Below are 18,739 nucleotides of genomic sequence, written 5' to 3'. Positions count from 1 at the left end.
GCGGCGCCGTGACCCCCCTCCGCGCCGGCATCATCGCGGCCGTGGGCACGCTCGCCCTCGACCAGGCCTCGAAAACCTGGCTGCTGCATGTCTTCGATATCGCCCATCGTGGCGCGGTGAAGGTGACGCCGTTCTTCGACCTGGTGCTGGCCTGGAATATCGGGATCAGCTTCGGCTGGCTGCAAAATGACAGCCAGGCCGCCCAGATCGCCCTGATGGCGGTCAAGGCCATTGCCGTGGTCGCGCTTGCAGTCTGGATGGTGCGCTCGGGGACGCGGCTGGCGACGGTGGCACTGGGGCTGATCATCGGCGGCGCCATCGGTAACGGGATCGACAGGCTGGTCTACGGCGCGGTGGTCGATTTCGCGCTGTTTCACGTCGAAATCGGCGGAAACGCCTACAATTGGTACGTGTTTAACCTCGCCGACGTGGCGATCGTTGCTGGGGTGGCGGCCCTGTTGTATGATTCCCTGCTAGGGGCACCCGCCGCAAAAGCGCCCTGATCCCGGCCGATACGGGCCCGGACGGGGGAACGTCGCTTGCGTGGGGCCGGCCGCGCCATGCGCGGCGATCTGCCATAGACGGAATAGGTACAGTGATGCGCAGCTCCGAGACCGGCGGTTCGATCCTTCGAGACCCCAAGCAGGGGATCTTCGGTGCGCTCAAGTTTGCTGCCGTCGCGCTGGGTATTGGCCTCGTGATGTCGGCGGGTGTTGCCCGCGCCGGTGACGACGACGAAGACGAGATGACCTTCGAGGAGAAGATCATCGACAATCTGATGTCTGGTCTCGGCGCCAAGAGCATGGAACGCCCCGGCGTGGAATACCGCGAGCGTTCGCCGCTGGTGGTGCCGCCGAAGCTCGACCTGCCGCCGCCCGCATCGGCTGCGGACGCCAATGCGCCGAACTGGCCCAAGGATCCGGACGTGAAGCGCCGCAAGGAGGCCATCGCCGCGAGGAAGAAAGCCAAGCCGTCTCCCGAGGAGGCCGCCCGGCCGCTGACCCCGAGCGAGCTCAACGTCGGCAGGACGGCCGCGCCCGCGCGCACCAGCGACGACCCGATCCAGCCGGGCGTCAGCGGCAACCCGTCGCTCAGCCCGACCCAGCTCGGCTACAATGGCGGCCTGTGGGGGATGTTCAAGGGCAATTCGTCGGAAGAGAAGAAGTTCACCAGCGAGCCGCCGCGAGAGTCGCTGGTCGAGCCGCCTGCGGGATATCAGACGCCGTCGCCGAACTACGCCTATGGCACCGGACCGGACATGTCGCGGCGGACCTACTACGACATCATGTCCGGCAAGGAGAAGACGCAATAGCGCTTCTGCCCGCCGCGATCGTCTTCACGCGCGGATCTTTCGCATCCGGCAGAACCATGCCGGACGCGGTCCGACACCGTTTTGGTGTCGAGAACGTTCTCTGCTTCGTGACGCAACGCATCAGCCGCATGCTGTACCATGTCGTGCTTTCGACCCGGATGAGCGGTTCCGGGCTTTCACAAGGATCATGATGTCCTCATACCGATCGGCTGCCTGCCTCCTTGCCGCGCTCGTCTCGATCCCGATGTTTTCGGCCAGCGGCGCCCTCGCCCAGACCACCGTCACCTCGCCGCCACCAACCAGCTTCACGCTGGGCAATGGCTTGCAAGTGGTGGTGATCCCGGACCACCGCACACCCGTGGTCACCGAGATGATCTGGTACAAGGTCGGCTCGGCCGACGAGACGCCCGGCAAGTCCGGCCTCGCCCATTTCCTCGAGCACCTGATGTTCAAGGGCACGGCGAAGCATCCGGCCGGCGAGTTCTCCCAGACCGTGCTGCGCGTCGGCGGCAACGAGAACGCCTTCACCTCGGTCGACTATACCGGCTACTTCCAGCGCGTGCCGCGCGAGCAGCTCGCGACCATGATGGAATTCGAGGCCGATCGCATGACCGGCCTCGTGCTGAAGGACGAGAACGTGCTGCCGGAGCGCGACGTCGTGCTCGAGGAGTTCAACATGCGGGTTGCCAACAATCCGGATGCGCGCCTCAACGAGCAGATCATGGCCGCGCTCTATCTCAACCATCCCTATGGCCGGCCGGTGATCGGCTGGCACCAGGAGATCGAGAAGCTCGACCGCGAGGATGCGCTGGCGTTCTACCGCCGCTTCTATGCACCGAACAACGCGATCCTGGTGATCGCGGGCGACGTCGAGGCCGCCGACATCCGTCCGCTGGTCGAGCGCAATTTCGGTGCGATCCCGACCCAGCCGGCGATCCCGGCGCGGCGTGTCCGGCCGCAAGAGCCGACGCCGGCGGCCCCGCGGACCGTCACGCTGTCCGATCCGCGCGTCGAGCAGCCCAACGTGCGACGCTCCTATCTGGTGCCCTCGGCGACCACCGCGGCCAGCGGCGAGAGCGCGGCGCTCGACGTGCTCGCGCAGCTGATGGGCAGCGGCAGCAACTCCTATCTCTATCGCGCGCTCGTCGTCGACCGGCCGCTCGCGGTCGCGGCCAGCGCCAGCTATTCGAGCACCTCGCTCGATCCGACCCAGTTCACGATCTCGGCCTCGCCGAAGCCCGGCGTCGAGTTCGCCGAGGTCGAGCAGGTCGTCGACGGCGTGATCGCCTCCATCGAGCGGGATCCGATCCGCGCCGAGGACCTGGAGCGGGTCAAGACCCAGCTGATCGCCGAAGCGATCTACGCCCAGGACAACCAGGCGGTGCTGGCGCGCTGGTACGGCGGCGCGCTGACCACCGGGCTCTCCATCGAGGACATCCGGAGCTGGCCGGACCGCATCCGCGCGGTCACTGCCGAGCAGGTCCGCGCCGTTGCGCAGAAGTGGCTCGACAAGAGGCGATCGGTCACCGGCTATCTCATCAAGGACACCACCGCGGCCAAGCGCGAGGAGAAGCGTTCGTGACCTATTTCTTCCCCCGCGCGCGAGGCCTCGCGCTGTCCCTTGCCGCCTGCGCGGCGCTGTCGCTGTCGGCGGTCTCGCCGTCGCAGGCCGCGGCCAGGATCCAGCACCTGATCTCGCCCGGCGGCATCGAAGCCTGGTTCGTGCAGGATGCGACCGTGCCGCTGATCGCGATGGAGTACTCCTTTGCCGGCGGCTCGGCGCAGGATCCCGCCGGCAAACCCGGCGTCGCCAACCTCGTTGCCGACCTGCTCGACGAAGGCTCCGGCGACCTCGATTCCAAGAGCTTCCACGAGCGGCTCGACCGCCGCGCCATCGAGCTCTCCTTCAGCGCCAGTCGCGACACCTTCCGCGGCAGCCTGCGCATGCTCCGCGACAACAAGGACGAGGCCTTCGACCTCCTGCGCATGGCGCTGACGGCGCCGCGTTTCGACACCGTCGACGTCGAACGCATCCGCTCGCAGGTCATCTCCGGCCTGCGTCGCGACTCGACCAATCCGACCTCGCTCGCCAGCCGCAAGTTCCTCGAAGTCGCCTTCGGCGATCACCCCTACGGGCGCCAGACCAGCGGCTCGCTCGAGAGCGTCCCGACCATCACGGTCGCCGACCTCAGGGAGTATGCCGGGCGCGTGCTCGCCAGGGACGGCTTGAAGATCGCGGTCGTCGGCGACGTCGATCCGGCGACGCTCGGCAAGCTCCTCGACCAGACTTTTGGCAGCCTGCCCGCCAAGGCGAGCCTTATGCCGGTTGCCGACGTCGCGGCGGCAAAACCGCCGCAGCGCGCCTTCGTGCCGCTCGACGTGCCGCAGACCGTCATCAACTTCGGCGGTCCGGGCGTGAAGCGCAGCGATCCGAACTTCATGGCCGCCTACATCGTCAACCACATCCTGGGCGGCGGCGGCCTGTCGTCGCGGCTCTATCGCGAGGTGCGCGAGAAGCGGGGGCTCGCCTATTCCGTGTTCGAGTCGCTGCTGTGGATGGATCACTCGGCGGTGTTCATCGGCAGTACCGGTACGCGCGCCGATCGCGCTGGCGACACCATCGACGCCGTCGAGAAGGAAATCCGCCGCATCGCCGAGGAAGGCCCGACCCAGAAGGAGCTCGACGAGGCCAAGTCCTACCTCAAGGGCTCGCAGATGCTGGCGCTCGACACCTCCTCCAAGCTCGCGCAGGCGCTCTTGCAATACCAGCAGGACAAGCTGCCGATCGACTACATCGAGAAGCGCAACGCCATCGTCGATGCCGTGACGCTCGACGACGCCAAACAGGCCGCCAGGCGGCTGTGGGGCGAGGGCCTGCTCACCGTCGTCGTCGGCCGTGCGCCGCAGGCCGCGGCGCAGCCGGCCGCCGCACCGGCGCCGAAGTCGAATTGAAACGCAGTATGTCGTCATGGCCGGGCTTGTCCCGGCCACCCACGTCTTTCATGATATGGCGCTGAATGTGGATGCCCGGCAAAGCGCCGGGACGATGAAGCTGGTGCCATCATGCTGCGGATATCCCGCGATCTCGCCATCGACGAGGACGACATCGAGATCGGCTTCGTCCGCGCCTCAGGGCCCGGCGGGCAGAACGTCAACAAGGTCGCGACCTCGGCGCAACTGCGCTTCGACACGCGCAAGCTGACCTTGCCGGAGGACGCGAGCTTGCGGCTGGCGCGGCTGGCCGGCCAGCGCATGACCAAGGACGGCGTGATCGTGATCCAGGCGCAGCGCTTCCGCACCCAGGAGCGCAACCGCCAGGACGCCATCGACCGCCTGGTCGAGATGCTGCGCGAGGCCATGGTGCGGCCGACGCCGCGGCGCGCCACCCGGCCGACCTTCGCCTCCAAGCAGCGCCGGCTCGAAGGCAAGAAGCGCCGCAGCGACATCAAGGCGCGGCGAGGCCGCGGCTTCGACGACTGACGGTCGGCTCCGGCGCCTGCAGGATCCCCTCCCGCATGTGGGCAAGTTCGGTCTTTCCCATGCAATTGCCCGGCCGAGGGACTAGATTGCGACCCATGCCCGTCCGCCAGCTTCCAGAGCAAGTCGTCAACCGCATCGCCGCCGGCGAGGTGGTGGAGCGGCCCGCGAGCGTGGTCAAGGAGCTCGTGGAGAACGCGATCGACGCCGGCGCGAGCCGGATCGACGTGTTCACCGACGGCGGCGGGCGGCGGCGCATCGGCATCACGGACGACGGCAGCGGCATGACGGCAACCGACCTTGCGCTCGCGGTCGAACGCCATGCCACCTCCAAGCTCGATCACGAGGACCTGCTGCAGATCCGCACGCTCGGCTTCCGCGGCGAGGCGCTGCCCTCGATCGGCGCGGTGGCGAAGCTTTCCATCACCACGCGCCACGCGAGCGAACCGCACGCCTGGGCGCTCTCGGTCGAGGGCGGCGATAAGTCCGGGATCATGCCGGCGGCGCTGGCGCACGGCACCCGCGTCGAGGTCAACGACCTCTTCTACGCAACGCCGGCGCGGCTGAAATTCCTCAAGACCGACCGCACCGAGGCGGAGGCGATCCGCGAGGTGGTGCGGCGGCTCGCGATGGCGCGGCCCGACATCGCCTTCACGCTCGCCGGCGAGGAGCGCGCACCGGTGACCTGGGCTGCGGCGCTGCCCGGTGCGGCCGGCCGGCTGACGCGGCTCGGCGACGTCCTGGGTGCGGAGTTTCGCAGCCATGCCGTCGAGGTCCATGCCGAACGCGACGGCGTCGTGGTGGCGGGCTATGCCGCCGCGCCCGCGCTGACGCGGGCCAACGCGCTCGGGCAGTATCTGTTCGTCAACGGCCGCCCGGTGCGCGACAAGCTGATCCTGGGCGCGGTGCGCGCGGCCTATGCCGACTACCTGCCGCGCGACCGCCATCCGGTGGTGGCGCTGTTCGTCACGCTCGACCCGCGCGAGGTCGACGCCAACGTGCATCCGGCCAAGACCGAGGTGCGATTCCGCAACGCCGGGCTCGTGCGCGCGCTGATCGTGCACGGCCTGAAGGAGGCGCTGGCGCGCGAGGGCCGGCGCACCGCCGCCAACAGCGCGGGCCATGCGATCTCCTCGTTCCGCCCCGGCTTCGCGCCGCGACCGGGAGACTGGGACTGGCGCCGTTCGCCGGCGCTCCCCGTGACGCCGCTGCCGAGCTTCGAGGGCGCTGCCGCGCCCGCATTCGCCGAGCGGACGCAAGCCGCATTCGATGTCGGCACGCCCGCCGCCGACATTCGCGCCGAGATGCAAGCCGCAGCCGACCTGCTCGATCGTCCGCTCGGGGCGGCGCGCACGCAGATCCACGAGACCTACATCGTCTCGCAGACCCGCGACGGCCTGATCATCGTCGACCAGCACGCGGCGCACGAGCGCATCGTCTACGAGCGACTGAAGGCGTCGCTGGCGAAGAACGGCGTGCAGCGGCAGATCCTGCTGATCCCCGAGATCGTCGAGATGGACGAGGCGGCCGTGGAGCGGCTGCTGGCGCGCGCCGACGAGCTCGCCGGCTTCGGGCTTGCGATCGAATCCTTCGGCCCGGGCGCGGTCGCCGTGCGCGAGACGCCCTCCCTGCTCGGCAAGACCGACGCCGGCGGCCTGCTGCGCGATCTCGCCGAGCACATGGCCGAATGGGACGAGGCGCTGCCGCTGGAGCGCCGGCTGATGCATGTCGCCGCCACCATGGCCTGCCACGGCTCGGTGCGCGCGGGGCGCAGGTTGAGGCCCGAGGAGATGAACGCGCTGCTGCGCGAGATGGAGGAGACGCCGAACTCCGGCCAGTGCAACCACGGCCGGCCGACCTATGTGGAATTGAAGCTCGCCGACGTCGAGAAGCTGTTCGGGCGACGGTGATTTTGCGGGGTGGATGAGCCACCTCGAATCAAAAACCGCGGTTCAACCCCATGCACAGTGAACGGCCGGCGTCGCCGATATGCCATGTGAGCGTCGCGAAGCCGTTGGTCCGCCGGAGTAATTCGGCGCGATGGCGCATCGTGCCGGCGTGCGGCCGCCGCTACGCGGACGGGCGCTTCAAAAACACGAATTCGGTGTCGTCGTAGGCGCGCCGCTCCAGTTCCTCGAAGCCATCGGGCGCGGCAAACTGCGCGGCCTTCGCCTCCTCGACCACCAGCAGCGCGCCCGGCGTGAGCCAGCCGCCGTCGCGCAAGGACGCGAGCGCCTTTTCCGCAAAACCCTTGCCGTAGGGCGGATCGAGAAACACCAGCGAGAACGGCTCGACCGGATGCGCCGGCCCGAGATCGGTGGCGTCGCGGCGATAGACTTTCGTCACGCCGCCGAGGCCCAGCGCCTCGACATTGTTGCGCAACAGCGCCCGCGCCTCGGCGCCATTGTCGACGAACAGCGTGAACGCCGCGCCGCGCGACACCGCCTCGATCCCGAGCGCGCCGGTGCCGGCGAAGAGATCGAGCACGCGCGCGCCCGCGATCGGATCGCCATAGGCATGGGTCAGGATGTTGAACACGGATTCGCGCAGCCGATCCGCGGTCGGGCGGATGTCGCGCGAGGACGGCGAGGCGAGATTGCGGCCCCTCAATCGTCCGCCGACGACACGCAAACCTCAGTCCTCCCGCGGCTTCAGATCGCGCTTGCCGTGATAGCCGCGCTTGGGACGGCGCGGCGGGCCGTAGTCGGCGGCTTCCATCTCGTTGCGCTCGCGCGCTTCCTCGCTGCCGGTGCGCTGCACCAGCACGCGGCGGCCCTTGCGGTCGTTGATCAGCGCGCTCTTGCCGGCGGGCTTGAACGGCTTCTTCTCGCGCGGCGCGCCGCCCTCATCCCGCGGCTCTGACTTCGCCGGCACGTCGAATTCCGCACCGGCCTGCGCGATCAGCTTGTCGCCGAGCTGCTCGCGCAGCACGCGCGAGCGGATCTCCTCGACCTGGCCTTCGGCGAGCTCGCCGAGTTGGAACGGTCCATAGGACACCCGGATCAGCCGGTTCACCTCCAGCCCGAGATGGCCGAGCACGTTGCGCACCTCGCGGTTCTTGCCTTCGCGGATTGCGACCACCAGCCAGACATTGGCGCCCTGGTCGCGTTCCAGCGTCGCCTCGATCGGACCGTATTTGACGCCGTCGACCTCGACGCCGTTCGCAAGCTGGTCGAGTTGCGCCTGCGTGATCTCGCCATGGGCGCGGACGCGATAGCGGCGCAGCCAGCCGGTGTCGGGCAATTCCAGTATGCGCGCGAGCCCGCCGTCATTGGTGAGCAGCAACAGCCCTTCCGTGTTGAAGTCGAGCCGGCCCACGCTGATCAGCCGCGGCAGGCCCTCGGGAAGATTGTCGAACACCGTCGGCCGCCCCTCGGGGTCGTCATGCGTCGTCATCAGGCCGCGCGGCTTGTGGTAGAGGAACAGCCGCGTGCGCTCGCGCGGCGGCAACGGCTTGCCATCGACCGCGACGACGTCGTTGCGGGTGACGTCGAGCGCCGGCGAATTGATCACGCGGCCGTTCACGGTGACGCGGCCCTGCGTCACGATCTCCTCGGCGTCGCGGCGCGAGGCGATCCCCGCTCGCGCCAGCACCTTTGCGATCCGCTCGCCGGCCTTCTTCGGCTTCGGTTCCTCGCGCGGCGGCCGCCGGTCGAAATCGCGCTCGCGCTCGCGATAGGCGCCGCGGCCGCCAAAGGCCGGGCGTTTGGCAAAAACCTTGCTGTCGTCCTCGTTGTCGCGGCGCGGCCGATCGGAGAAGCGCCTCTCGCTGCGCGGATGCTCCTGCCAATCGGCACGGCCTTCCGGCCGCTGGCGCGGGCGATCGAATTTTTGGCGGTCACCGCGGTATTCGCCAGCTCCGCCTTCGCGATCACGCCGGGGACGATCGAATTTCGGACGATCCTCGCGCGGGCGGTCGAATTTCGGCCGCTCGCGGAATGGACGGTCGCCTGATCCGCGCTCCTCGCGGGAACGGGAGAAACGCGGGCGCTCGTCGCCGCCGCGATCATCGCGTGGCCGTGCATCGCGCTTCTGCCACGGCTTCTGATCGCCGCGATCGCGGCCGCCGAAATCGTCGTCCCGACGGGGCCGGCGCTCGCCAAAATCCTTACGTGGCGGACGATCACCAAAATCCCTGCGCGGCGGGCGATCTCCCCGGTCGCGCTCGCGATCCCCGCCGCGCGAAAATTTCCTGCCGTCGCCGAACTTGCGTTCCGCCCGCTCGCCACGCGGCTTGAAGGAGCGCTTCTCGCCGTCGCGCGAGGAACGATCGGCAAACGGCCGGTCGCCGCGCGGGCGGTCGTCGCGATTGAACCGCGGCTTGTCGCCGTAGTCTCGGCGCGGCTTGTCATTGTCGTCGCGGCTGCGGAACGGCCGTCCCTCGCGCTTGCCGGCGAACGGGCGCTTGTCGCCGTCGTCCTTGCCGCCAAAACCCCGCTTGGCGAACTTCTTCTCGGGCCCGCGCGGCTTGCCGGAACGGCCCTGGCGAGGCGCCCGGTCATCCCGACCGCGCCGGGAATCGTTGTCTTCGTCTCTATTGCGGGGCATGAAAGGTCTCGCTGAAGGTACTCAAAGGGCGTTCCTGCGCGCTCGTCCGTCGAGCCGCATCTTTCGCAAAGCCGGAAGCCACTTTTGCTGAAGGCGCAGCTACTAGCAGGTTTCTCGCGATGATACGAGCCAAGACTGCCCCGTCTTTCATGGATTTGGCGCTCAAAACGGCCGAAAATGCCGGAAAATCGGGTGAAGTCCCCATCGGATGCGTCGTCGTCAGGGATTACGAGGTCATCGCCACTGCCGCCAACCGGACGCTGACCGACCACGACCCCACGGCGCATGCCGAGATCGTGGCGCTGCGGGAGGCCGCCAGGAAGATCGGCAGCGAGCGCCTGGTGGATTGCGATCTCTATGTGACGCTGGAGCCCTGCACCATGTGCGCGGGCGCGATCTCCTTTGCAAGGGTGAGGCGGCTCTATTACGGCGCCGCCGACCCGAAGGGCGGCGCGGTGGAATCAGGCGTGCGCTTCTTTGCCTCGCCGACCTGCCATCACGTCCCGGAAGTCTATTCCGCGGTCGGCGAGAGCGAAGCGGCGCGGCTGCTGCGCGAGTTTTTTCGCGAACGGAGGTAATTGCATCCGCCGTCATTGCGAGCGAAGCGAACCAATCCAGACTGTCTCCGCAGAAGGATTCTGGATTGCTTCGTCGCTGCGCTCCTCGCAATGACGCGTTGGCGCTTCACGCCGCGAAAAACTCCCGCAGCGCTTTCGCCGTGACGTCCGGATTCTCTTCCGTCAGGAAATGCCCGGAATCGACAGGCCTGCCCGTCACGTTCGTCGCCCATTGCCTCCAAGTGTCGAGCGGGGTTGCCGCGGCGCTGGCGATGCCGGCATCGCCCCACAGGGCCAGCATCGGGATCGTGATCTTCTTGCCGGCCGCAACATCGGCCTTGTCGAGTTCGTAATCGAAATAGGCGCCGGCGCGATAGTCCTCGCACATCGCGTGGATGCGGGCGGGATCGCGAAATGGCGCGAGGTAATGTTCGAGCGCGCGCTCGTCGATGGCGTCGAGCGTCTTCGACTTGGTCTGGCTCGCCATCTTGAAGCGCAGGAAGAATTCGCCATTGGCGGAGATCAGCGTCTCCGGCAGCGGAGCGGGCTGCGCCAGAAACGTCCAGTGATAGATCTTCAGCGCGTAGGCGCGGTTCATCCGCTCCCAGTAATCGTAGGTCGGCAGAATATCCAGCACGGCAAGCCGCGACAGCCGGCCGGGATGGTCGAGCGCCAGGCGATAGGACACGCGGCCGCCGCGGTCGTGGCCGGCGAGCGCGAAATGCACGTGGCCGAGCCGCTCCATCGCCTCCACCATGGTCTTCGCCATCGCGCGCTTGCTGTAGGGCGCATGCTGCGCATCGCTCTCGGGCATGTCGGACCAGCCATAGCCCGGCAGGTCGGCGACGATCAGCGTGAAGCGGTCGGAAAGCTGCGGCGCGACGCGATGCCACATCACATGCGTCTCGGAGAAGCCGTGCAGGAGAAGCAGCGGCGGTCCCTTGCCGCCGACACGGGCGAAGATGCGGCCCGCGGAGGTGTCGATCCATTCTGAGGCGAAGCCGGGGAAGAGGTCGGCAAGGTCGGACATGACACCCTCCAAAACGCCGCAGGCGGCTATCGGTTCGCCTTCTCCGCCTCCACCGCCTGCCAGCCGATGTCGCGGCGGCAAAAGCCGTCGGGCCAGCGGATGCGGTCGACGGCCTGATAGGCGCGCGCCTGCGCCTCCGTCACGGTCCTGCCGAGCGCGCAGACGTTGAGCACGCGCCCGCCGTTGGCGAGGATGGCGCCGTCCTTGGCGATCGTGCCGGCATGGAAAATCTCGGCGCCCTCGACCCTGGCAGCCTCATCGAGCCCCTCGATACGGGTGCCCTTCCGGTAGTCGCCGGGATAGCCCTTGGCCGCCATCACCACGGTGATCGCGCAGTCCGGGTACCAACGCAGGTCGAAATTCCGGAGCTGCCCGTCGCAGGCCGCGAGCAGCGCCGGCACGATGTCGCTCATCATGCGCAGCATCAGCACCTGGCACTCGGGATCACCGAAGCGGACGTTGAACTCGAACAGTTTCGGACCCTGCGTCGTCAGCATGATGCCGGCATAGAGTACGCCGCGGAACGGCGTGCCGCGGCTCTTCATGCCGGCGACCGTCGGCAGGATGATCCTGCTCATGATGGCGTCGTGGATCGCGGGCGTCACCAGCGGCGTCGGCGAATAGGCGCCCATGCCGCCGGTGTTCGGGCCGACGTCGTGGTCGAACACGCGCTTGTGGTCCTGGGCGGAGGCGAGCGGAATCGCGGTCTCGCCGTCGCACAGCGCGAAGAAGCTGATCTCGCGGCCGGGCAGGAATTCCTCGATCACGACCTCGGCGCCGGCCTCGCCGAAGGCGCCCTCGAACATCATGGCGATGGCGTCTTCGGCCTCCCGCAGCGACTTTGCGACCACGACGCCCTTGCCGGCGGCGAGCCCGTCGGCCTTGACCACGATCGGCGCGCCCCGGGTGTGGACATAGGCGAGCGCATCCTTCGCATTGGTGAAGCGCTTGTAGGAACCGGTGGGGATACCGAACTCGGTGCAGAGCGCCTTGGTGAAGCCCTTGGAGCTTTCGAGCTGGGCCGCCGCCCTGCTCGGCCCGAACGCCTTGATGCCGGCGGCGGCGAGATCGTCGACGATGCCGGCCGCAAGCGGCGTCTCCGGGCCGACCACCACGAGCTCGACCGCGTTCTGCTTGCAGAACGCGGTCACGGCTGAGTGGTCCGCGACGTCAAGCGCCACGCATTCGGCCTCGCGGGCGATGCCGGCGTTGCCGGGCGCACACCAGAATTTCGTCACCAGCGGGGACGCCGCGATCTTCCAGGCCAGGGCATGTTCGCGGCCGCCGGAACCGAGCAGGAGAATGTGCATATTTGGCCCAGATATTGTTGCCGCAACGCGGTGACGCGGTTTAGCATGCCGCCGGTCTACCGCAACGAGGCTGCTTGCCGGCCATGTGGATATATTGTTGCCCCTCCGGGCTTCGACCGGTAACCCTGCGCGAACAGCCCGAATCGAGCCGATATGCCGCCTGCGGAATCCCTGCTCAACGCGCCCGAATTCACCGTTTCCGAACTGTCGCTGTCGCTGAAGCGGACGGTCGAGGATGCCTATGGCCATGTCCGCGTCCGCGGCGAGATCTCCGGCTTCCGCGGCGCGCATTCCTCCGGGCATTGCTATTTCGCGCTCAAGGACGAGAGCGCCAAGATCGAGGCGGTGATCTGGAAGGGCGTGCACGGCCGGATGCGCTTCAAGCCGCAGGAAGGGCTCGAGGTCATCGCCACCGGCAAGCTCACCACCTATCCCGGCTCCTCGAAATACCAGATCGTGATCGAGGCGCTGGAGCCGGCCGGCATCGGCGCGCTGATGGCGCTGATGGAGGAGCGCAAGAGGAAGCTCGCCGCCGAAGGCCTGTTCGACGAGGCGCGCAAGCAGCTGCTGCCTTGGCTGCCTGAAGTGATCGGCGTCGTGACCTCGCCGACCGGCGCGGTGATCCGCGACATCCTGCACCGGCTCGAGGACCGCTTTCCCCGCCGCGTGCTGGTGTGGCCCGTGAAGGTGCAGGGCGAAGGCTCGGCCGAGCAGGTCGCGGCCGCGATCCGCGGCTTCAACGCGCTGCCGCAAGGCGGCAAGATTCCGCGGCCCGACGTCCTGATCGTGGCGCGCGGCGGCGGGTCGCTGGAGGATCTCTGGTCGTTCAACGAGGAGATCGTGGTGCGCGCCGCGGCCGAGAGCATGATCCCGCTGATCTCGGCGGTCGGCCACGAGACCGACGTCACGCTGATCGACTTCGCCGCCGACAAGCGCGCGCCGACCCCGACGGCGGCGGCCGAGATGGCGGTGCCGGTACGCAGCGAATTGTTCGTCGAGATCGCCGACCTCGCCCGCCGCAACCGCGCCTGCTGGCAGCGCGGCCAGGAGAGCCGGCGCAACGAATTGCGCGCCGCCGCGCGCGCGCTGCCGGCGGCCTCCGACCTGCTGGCGATCCCGCGGCAGCGGCTGGATTCGGCGGGCGCCGCACTGCCCCGCGCCCTCAGGACCAACACGCATGCGCATTACCGCCGCTTCGCCGCGGCGAGCGCGCGGCTGACGCTGCGGGTGCTGCACGGCCAGATCGCGCAATCCGATCACCGCCTGACGGTTTGCGGCGAGCGGCTCGGCCTTGCCGCGCGCACATTGCTGCGCCGCCGCCGCGACCGCTTCGCCGGGCTCGAAGTCCGGCTGCGCGCCTCGAGACTGTCCAACGCGGAGGCGCAGCGCAACGCGATCGCGCGGCAGCGCGAACGCACGCAGCGGCTTTCCGAGCGCGCCAGCCGCGCGCTGGCCACGCTCTTGCAGCGGCTCGATGCCCGCGTCGCCCACAGCGGGCAGCTGCTCGCAGCCTTGTCCTATCGCAGCGTGCTGGCGCGCGGCTTTGCGCTGGTGCGCGACGAGCAGGGCCATCCCCTGCATTCGGCCGATGCGGTCGGGCCCAGTGCGCGGCTCGAGATCGAGTTCGCCGACGGCCGCGTGGCAGCCACCGCCGACGCCGACCGCCCAGCGGCGCAGCCCACCCAGCCGAAGCCCGCATCGCGCGAGAGCAAGCCCGCGCCGAAGCGCGTGGCAAAGCCGGTCGACCAGGGCAGCCTGTTCTAGCGACCAGGTCGCGTCACGAACTCATCGTCCTAGAAACATCTCGTGTCCCGGAGCGCCGCTGCGCACCGCTGAAGACGCGCTGCGCTGCGTCCGGGGCACGAGATCGCATCCCCATGCGCGTCAGCGCGCCAGCCAATCGGCAACCTGCTTCTCCGAATCCGCGCGCGCCTGGGTGTCGGTGCCGACATGGCCGCGGTCCGGCGTGGCGGCGTCTGCGCTCGCGGCGGAGGCGTGCAGCGGCAGGTTGGGGCGGTCGAATTCGTGATAGGCACCGGGATAGATCACGATGCGGGCGAGCGCGCTGCGGCCATGCGCGCCGTCGACCATCTGCCGGCAGGCCGGCGGCGAGGAGACGTCGTCCCTGGCGCCGATCAAGAGCAGCGTCGGCACGCGCGCGCTCCAGCCGAGGCCGGCCGAAATGCGGCAGTCCGGATAGAACGCGACCGCCGCGCGAAAATCCGGTTCGGCATCGTGCGCGGCGAGTTGCGGGCGCACCGCCCAGAGCAGCGCGCTGGCGCCGTTGGCCCAGCCGATCAGGCTGATGCGGTTGCGCTCCACCCAGGGCTGCTTCAACAGCCAGCCGCGCGCGGCCATGATGTCGGCGACGCGTTCGCGACGCGCCTTCACGCGTTGTTCCCTGACGCGGCATTGCGGCCCGAGCTCGCGCGAGCCGTAGCTGTCGGGCCACAGCACCGCATTGCCCGCCTGCAGCAGCCGTTCCGCCCAGTCGCGATAGCGCGACAGCACCGGATCGGCACGGCCGCCGAGGCCGCCGCAGCCGTGCAGCGCGATCACGGCCGGGAACGGACCCTCGCCCGCGGGCCTGTAGAGCTGCGCGTGCAGCAGGCCCCCCTTCAGGGGAATATCGACCGGCTGCGGCGCGGCTGCGTGCGCGGCCGGGACCAGAAGCGTCAGAACGAGGGCGGCGAGAGCAAGGCGCATCGGACGTGCCGGGATCGGAAGTGGATCGTGAGCAACGATCCGCAGGCCTCAGCCGTATCACGCCAAACACCTGCAAAACATCACAAAGCGGTGGGTTTAACCGGCGGACAAGACACCCTATCTGTGCTAGATCGACATCGACACATCGCGCCCGCAAGCGGGCTTCGGAGACCTATCGACCGTGCTGAACAAGTTCGGCCCCTCGGGCCATGGCGAAGCGCAGGTGCAATATCTGGACGGCGACTTTCGGGTGATCTCGCCGGGAACCTATGTGCGCTGCGCGATCACCGACGTGCGCATTCCGCTCGACGAGCTGAAATACTGGAGCGTGGACCTGCAGGAGGCCTACGCCCATCCCGCCGCCGTGCTGCAGCGACATTTTCCCCGTGCGCTGAAGTCGCAATCGTGACGCTGGTATCGCTACCGTAGGGTGGGCAAAGGCGCGGAACGCGCCGTGCCCACCATTTTTTCGCAATTGTTACACAAGAGGTGGGCACGCTATCGCTTTGGCCACCCACCCTACGGGGTCAGCGTGTGAACTGCTTCTCTCGCGCCTTGAACAGACAGTTGCCGACGAATTTGCGCAACTGCGCAGGGTCGTCGAATTCCAGCGTCACCGGGAAGGGCACGATCCCGGACACGCCCTCCATGCCGCGCAGGCGCGCAAAATCCTTTTCCGTGGTGACGGGCGTCAGCGCCTCGCGTTTCGCGTCCGCGACGATCCCGTCGAGATCGCTCCGCGAGAACCTGTGGTGATCGGCGAAGGCGCGCGCGCGGGCGACGTCGATGCCGCAACCGCGCAGCGTGCGGACGAAGCGCTCGGGATCGCCGATGCCGGCAAACGCCAGCACGCGTCGGCCCGACAGCGCTGCGACCGCGGCCGCATCCGGCCGCAGCCGCGCGCGGAGCACCGGCTTGCCGCGCGCCGCGACCGCCGCGACGATTGGATCGGCTGCCTGTCCCTCGCCGATCACGACAAGCGCATCGGTGCGCTCGAGCTGCGGCGCGAGCGGCGCGCGCAGGGGACCTGCGGGAAGCACGTTGCCGTTGCCGAGCCCGCGTGCGGCGTCGATCACGATCAGCGAGGCATCCTTGCGGATGCGCGGATTCTGGAAGCCGTCGTCCATCAGGATCACGCTCGCGCCCTGCGATCTCGCCAGCGCCACGCCGCCGACACGATCGCGCGCGACCGCGACCGGCACCTGGCGTGCCATCATCAGCGGCTCGTCGCCGATGTCGGCGGCACGGTGGCGCCCGGGATCGACCATCACCGGGCCCTCGAGCCGTCCGCCATAGCCGCGGCTGAGCACCACCGGGGCCTCGCCGAGCTCGCGCAGCAGCTTCGCCAGCGCCAGCACGGTCGGCGTCTTGCCGGCGCCGCCGACGTGATAGTTGCCGACGCACAGCACGGGGATGCCGGCCGCAAGGCCCTCGCGCGTCATGCGGCGCGCGGCGATCGCGCCATAGAGCGCGGACAACGGTCGAAGCAGATGCGACTTGAAGGAGCGCGGCCGGTACCAGAAGGCCGGCTCACGCATTGGCCGCTCCCATCTCGAGCCGCAATTGCAGCAGATAGGGCTCGAGCGAGGCAAGCGTCCGCTCGAGCGCGCCGCCGAGCTGCGCGACCACGCGCTCGCCCGCGCGCTGCATGGTCTCGCGCGCGGCGGGATCGGCCAGCAACTGGCCGAGCTGCCTGACCAGCGCCTCCTGCGTCTCGGCCGCGCGCCCGCCGCCGCCGCCGTCGAGCGCCTCGTAGACGTCGGCGAAGTTGAAGACGTGCGGGCCGTGGATGATGGCGGCGCCGAGATTGACCGCCTCGATCGGATTCTGCCCGCCGTGCCGGACCAGCGATCCGCCCATGAACACGACCGGCGACAGGCGGTAGAACAGGCCGAGCTCGCCCATGGTGTCGGCGACATAGACGTCGGTCGCAGCGCCCGGCAATTCCTCGCGCGAACGCAAGGCCGGCGTCAGGCCGGAGGCGGCGACGAGACCGGCGATCGAGGAGCCGCGATCGGGGTGGCGCGGCACGATGACGGTGAGCAGCGAGGGAAAGAATCCGGCGAGGCTGCGATGGGCCGCGACCAGCATCTCCTCTTCGCCCGGATGAGTCGAGGCCGCCACCACGACCGGACGTCCGCGCGTCAACGTCATCAGCCGGTCGAGCTTGACCGGATCGGCGGGAGGTGCGGCAACGTCGAGCTTGAGATTGCCCGTGGTGACGACGTTGCGGCTGCCGAGCGCGGCAAAGCGCTCCGCGTCGGTCTGCGACTGCGCGAGGCAGATGTCGAACTTGGAGAGCAGCGCCGAGATCGTGCCGTGCACCCGCCGCCAGCGCGGGAAAGAACGTGGCGACATCCGCCCGTTGATCAGCACCATCGGCAGCCGCCGCGCGGCACCGGCCAGGATCAGGTTCGGCCACAGGTCGGATTCGATGAACAGCGCGAGCGACGGCTTCCAGTGGTCGAGGAAGCGGGCGACGTAGCGCGGGGAGTCGTAGGGGACATATTGGTGGATGACGTCGGGCGGAAAGCGCTTGGCCACCACCGCGGCCGAGGTCACCGTGCCCGAGGTCAGGAGAATGCGCAGGTTGAGATCGCGCAGCCGCTCGATCAGCGTGGCGGCCGCCAGCACCTCGCCGACGCTCGCGCCGTGGATCCACACCAGCGGCCCGTGCGGCCGCGCGTCCCGCGAGAGGCCGCGCCGCTCGCCGACGCGCGCGGGATCCTCCTTGCCCTGCTTCAGCCGCCGCTTGATCAGCGCCGGCGCCAGCGGAACGAGACCCGAGGCCAGGCGCTGATATACCCGCAGCGTCATCGGCAGCGAGCTAGCCATGGTCCGGTTCCGGGCGGCCGACGAGGGCATAGGCGCGGCGGGTCGATTCGTTGAGGGTCTCTTCGAGCTCGAGCCGCAGCGCTTCCATGGTCGCGGCGTCGGCGTCGGGCGGAACGACGATTTCCTTGATGCCCACCAATGCGCCTCGTCCGAATGGCAAATTGATGGTGGTGCGGTCCCAGTTCTTCAGCCGGATGTAACGGCTGGTCGCCATCGCAAAAGGCATGATCGGCCGCCCCGATTCCCTCGCCAGCATGATGATGCCGAGCCCCGCCACCCGCGAACGCTTCGGCACGTCGGCGGTCAGCGCGACATTACAGCCGTCCTCGAGCGTCTGCACCATTTCTCTGAAGGCGCCGACGCCGCCCTTGCGGTGAAAGGCCCCGCCGTGATCGCCCGAGCCGCGAATGGTGCCGATGCCGAGCCGCTCGGCGGCGATCGCGTTGTACTCGCCGTCGCGGTGGCGGGAGATCAGGACCTTGGCCTTGTGCCAGTCCTTGGTCTTGATGAAGGGCGTCATGAAATGCTGGCCGTGCCAGAACGCGAAGATCGCCGGCATCCTCGGCTCGACGCGGTCGTAGATGTCGGGCGGATCGAACGTGAAACTGTTGGTCCACCAGACCAGACGCAGCCATTCGGCCGCGAGGGTGCCCACGGCGCGCTGAAACCAGCTGCTTCGCAGCGTATTGCGAAGCAGTCTCTTCAACGCGCGGGCTTCGGTTCTTGACCCGGATCGAGCAGCCGGTGGAGGTGGACGATGAAATAGCGCATGTGGGCGTTGTCGACGGTCTGCTGCGCCTTGGATTTCCAGGCCGCGTAGGCGGAGGCGTAGCTCGGATAGAGACCGACGATCTCGACGTCGTCGAGATTCTTGAACGTGTTCTGTTCGAGATCGACCAGCTCGCCGCCGATGACGAGATGGAGCAGTTGCTGCTGCGGGGCAGTATCTGGCATGAATCTTCTT

Annotated in this window: 18 protein-coding genes; 9 read left to right on the top strand and 9 right to left on the bottom strand. The window is 68.5% G+C overall.

Annotated elements, in window-relative coordinates; all coding sequences use genetic code 11:
• The first annotated feature begins 8 nt into the window (after nucleotides 1–8).
• The 6 genes from lspA to mutL all read left to right on the top strand — a co-directional run bounded on the left by lspA (nucleotide 9) and on the right by mutL (nucleotide 6,699).
• Nucleotides 9–503 (top strand): signal peptidase II, encoded by a 495-nt coding sequence (gene lspA, locus KGM94_RS03055; RefSeq protein WP_300254875.1) that lies wholly within the window; start codon nucleotides 9–11, stop codon nucleotides 501–503.
• A 95-nt stretch (nucleotides 504–598) separates the two neighbouring features.
• Complete coding sequence (locus tag KGM94_RS03050) at nucleotides 599–1,312, top strand: hypothetical protein (protein ID WP_300254873.1); 714 nt, start codon at nucleotides 599–601, stop codon at nucleotides 1,310–1,312.
• Nucleotides 1,313–1,502: 190 nt separating this feature from the next.
• A complete protein-coding gene (locus KGM94_RS03045; RefSeq protein WP_300254871.1) occupies nucleotides 1,503–2,894 on the top strand; it encodes a pitrilysin family protein in 1,392 nt (463 codons plus the stop codon).
• The gene (locus tag KGM94_RS03040) at nucleotides 2,891–4,264 is read left to right on the top strand and encodes a pitrilysin family protein (RefSeq protein ID WP_300254869.1); all 1,374 of its coding nucleotides are present in this window, start codon (nucleotides 2,891–2,893) and stop codon (nucleotides 4,262–4,264) included. Before KGM94_RS03045 ends, KGM94_RS03040 begins: the two co-directional genes overlap by 4 nt.
• Before the next feature lie 111 nt (nucleotides 4,265–4,375).
• On the top strand, nucleotides 4,376–4,792 hold the full coding sequence (gene arfB, locus KGM94_RS03035) for an alternative ribosome rescue aminoacyl-tRNA hydrolase ArfB (protein WP_300254868.1): 417 nt from the start codon (nucleotides 4,376–4,378) through the stop codon (nucleotides 4,790–4,792).
• A gap of 95 nt (nucleotides 4,793–4,887) precedes the next feature.
• On the top strand, nucleotides 4,888–6,699 hold the full coding sequence (gene mutL, locus KGM94_RS03030; protein WP_300254867.1) for a DNA mismatch repair endonuclease MutL: 1,812 nt from the start codon (nucleotides 4,888–4,890) through the stop codon (nucleotides 6,697–6,699).
• A gap of 160 nt (nucleotides 6,700–6,859) precedes the next feature.
• Here the strand turns inward: mutL and rsmD are convergent, their stop codons facing one another.
• Nucleotides 6,860–7,420, bottom strand: a complete 561-nt coding sequence (gene rsmD, locus KGM94_RS03025) for a 16S rRNA (guanine(966)-N(2))-methyltransferase RsmD (protein ID WP_300254865.1) — start codon at nucleotides 7,418–7,420, stop codon at nucleotides 6,860–6,862.
• A gap of 3 nt (nucleotides 7,421–7,423) precedes the next feature.
• Nucleotides 7,424–9,337 (bottom strand): pseudouridine synthase, encoded by a 1,914-nt coding sequence (locus tag KGM94_RS03020; RefSeq protein ID WP_300254864.1) that lies wholly within the window; start codon nucleotides 9,335–9,337, stop codon nucleotides 7,424–7,426.
• A 149-nt stretch (nucleotides 9,338–9,486) separates the two neighbouring features.
• Between KGM94_RS03020 and KGM94_RS03015 the strand changes: the two genes are divergently transcribed.
• Complete coding sequence (locus KGM94_RS03015; RefSeq protein ID WP_300254862.1) at nucleotides 9,487–9,915, top strand: nucleoside deaminase; 429 nt, start codon at nucleotides 9,487–9,489, stop codon at nucleotides 9,913–9,915.
• A 106-nt stretch (nucleotides 9,916–10,021) separates the two neighbouring features.
• On the opposite strand, the gene KGM94_RS03010 is transcribed toward KGM94_RS03015, so the two are convergent.
• Both KGM94_RS03010 and purD read right to left on the bottom strand, forming a co-directional pair.
• Nucleotides 10,022–10,924: an alpha/beta hydrolase gene (locus KGM94_RS03010; protein ID WP_300254860.1), complete on the bottom strand. Its 903-nt coding sequence runs from the start codon at nucleotides 10,922–10,924 to the stop codon at nucleotides 10,022–10,024.
• A 26-nt stretch (nucleotides 10,925–10,950) separates the two neighbouring features.
• Nucleotides 10,951–12,234, bottom strand: coding sequence for a phosphoribosylamine--glycine ligase (purD, locus tag KGM94_RS03005; protein WP_300254858.1), 1,284 nt, complete (start codon nucleotides 12,232–12,234; stop codon nucleotides 10,951–10,953).
• Nucleotides 12,235–12,387: 153 nt separating this feature from the next.
• Between purD and xseA the strand changes: the two genes are divergently transcribed.
• Nucleotides 12,388–13,998 (top strand): exodeoxyribonuclease VII large subunit, encoded by a 1,611-nt coding sequence (gene xseA, locus KGM94_RS03000; RefSeq protein ID WP_300254856.1) that lies wholly within the window; start codon nucleotides 12,388–12,390, stop codon nucleotides 13,996–13,998.
• 120 nt (nucleotides 13,999–14,118) lie between these two features.
• On the opposite strand, the gene KGM94_RS02995 is transcribed toward xseA, so the two are convergent.
• Complete coding sequence (locus KGM94_RS02995; RefSeq protein WP_300254854.1) at nucleotides 14,119–14,940, bottom strand: dienelactone hydrolase family protein; 822 nt, start codon at nucleotides 14,938–14,940, stop codon at nucleotides 14,119–14,121.
• Between the two features lie 181 nt (nucleotides 14,941–15,121).
• On the opposite strand from KGM94_RS02995, the gene KGM94_RS02990 reads away from it, so the two are divergent.
• Nucleotides 15,122–15,349, top strand: coding sequence for a DUF2093 domain-containing protein (locus tag KGM94_RS02990; RefSeq protein ID WP_300254852.1), 228 nt, complete (start codon nucleotides 15,122–15,124; stop codon nucleotides 15,347–15,349).
• 118 nt (nucleotides 15,350–15,467) lie between these two features.
• On the opposite strand, the gene lpxK is transcribed toward KGM94_RS02990, so the two are convergent.
• Genes lpxK through KGM94_RS02970 form a run of 4 tightly spaced genes read right to left on the bottom strand, consistent with a single transcriptional unit; the run spans nucleotide 15,468 to nucleotide 18,729 of the window.
• Nucleotides 15,468–16,478 (bottom strand): tetraacyldisaccharide 4'-kinase, encoded by a 1,011-nt coding sequence (gene lpxK, locus KGM94_RS02985; RefSeq protein ID WP_300254851.1) that lies wholly within the window; start codon nucleotides 16,476–16,478, stop codon nucleotides 15,468–15,470.
• Nucleotides 16,471–17,805, bottom strand: coding sequence for a 3-deoxy-D-manno-octulosonic acid transferase (locus KGM94_RS02980; RefSeq protein ID WP_300254848.1), 1,335 nt, complete (start codon nucleotides 17,803–17,805; stop codon nucleotides 16,471–16,473). Before KGM94_RS02980 ends, lpxK begins: the two co-directional genes overlap by 8 nt.
• Nucleotides 17,768–18,481, bottom strand: coding sequence for a lysophospholipid acyltransferase family protein (locus KGM94_RS02975; protein WP_300254846.1), 714 nt, complete (start codon nucleotides 18,479–18,481; stop codon nucleotides 17,768–17,770). Before KGM94_RS02975 ends, KGM94_RS02980 begins: the two co-directional genes overlap by 38 nt.
• A complete protein-coding gene (locus tag KGM94_RS02970; RefSeq protein WP_300254844.1) occupies nucleotides 18,478–18,729 on the bottom strand; it encodes a DUF4170 domain-containing protein in 252 nt (83 codons plus the stop codon). Before KGM94_RS02970 ends, KGM94_RS02975 begins: the two co-directional genes overlap by 4 nt.
• Nucleotides 18,730–18,739: the final 10 nt, after the last annotated feature.

Source organism: Bradyrhizobium sp., from assembly GCF_028868675.1.
Classification (GTDB): domain Bacteria; phylum Pseudomonadota; class Alphaproteobacteria; order Rhizobiales; family Xanthobacteraceae; genus Bradyrhizobium.
This window is presented reverse-complemented; position numbering and strand designations above follow the sequence as displayed.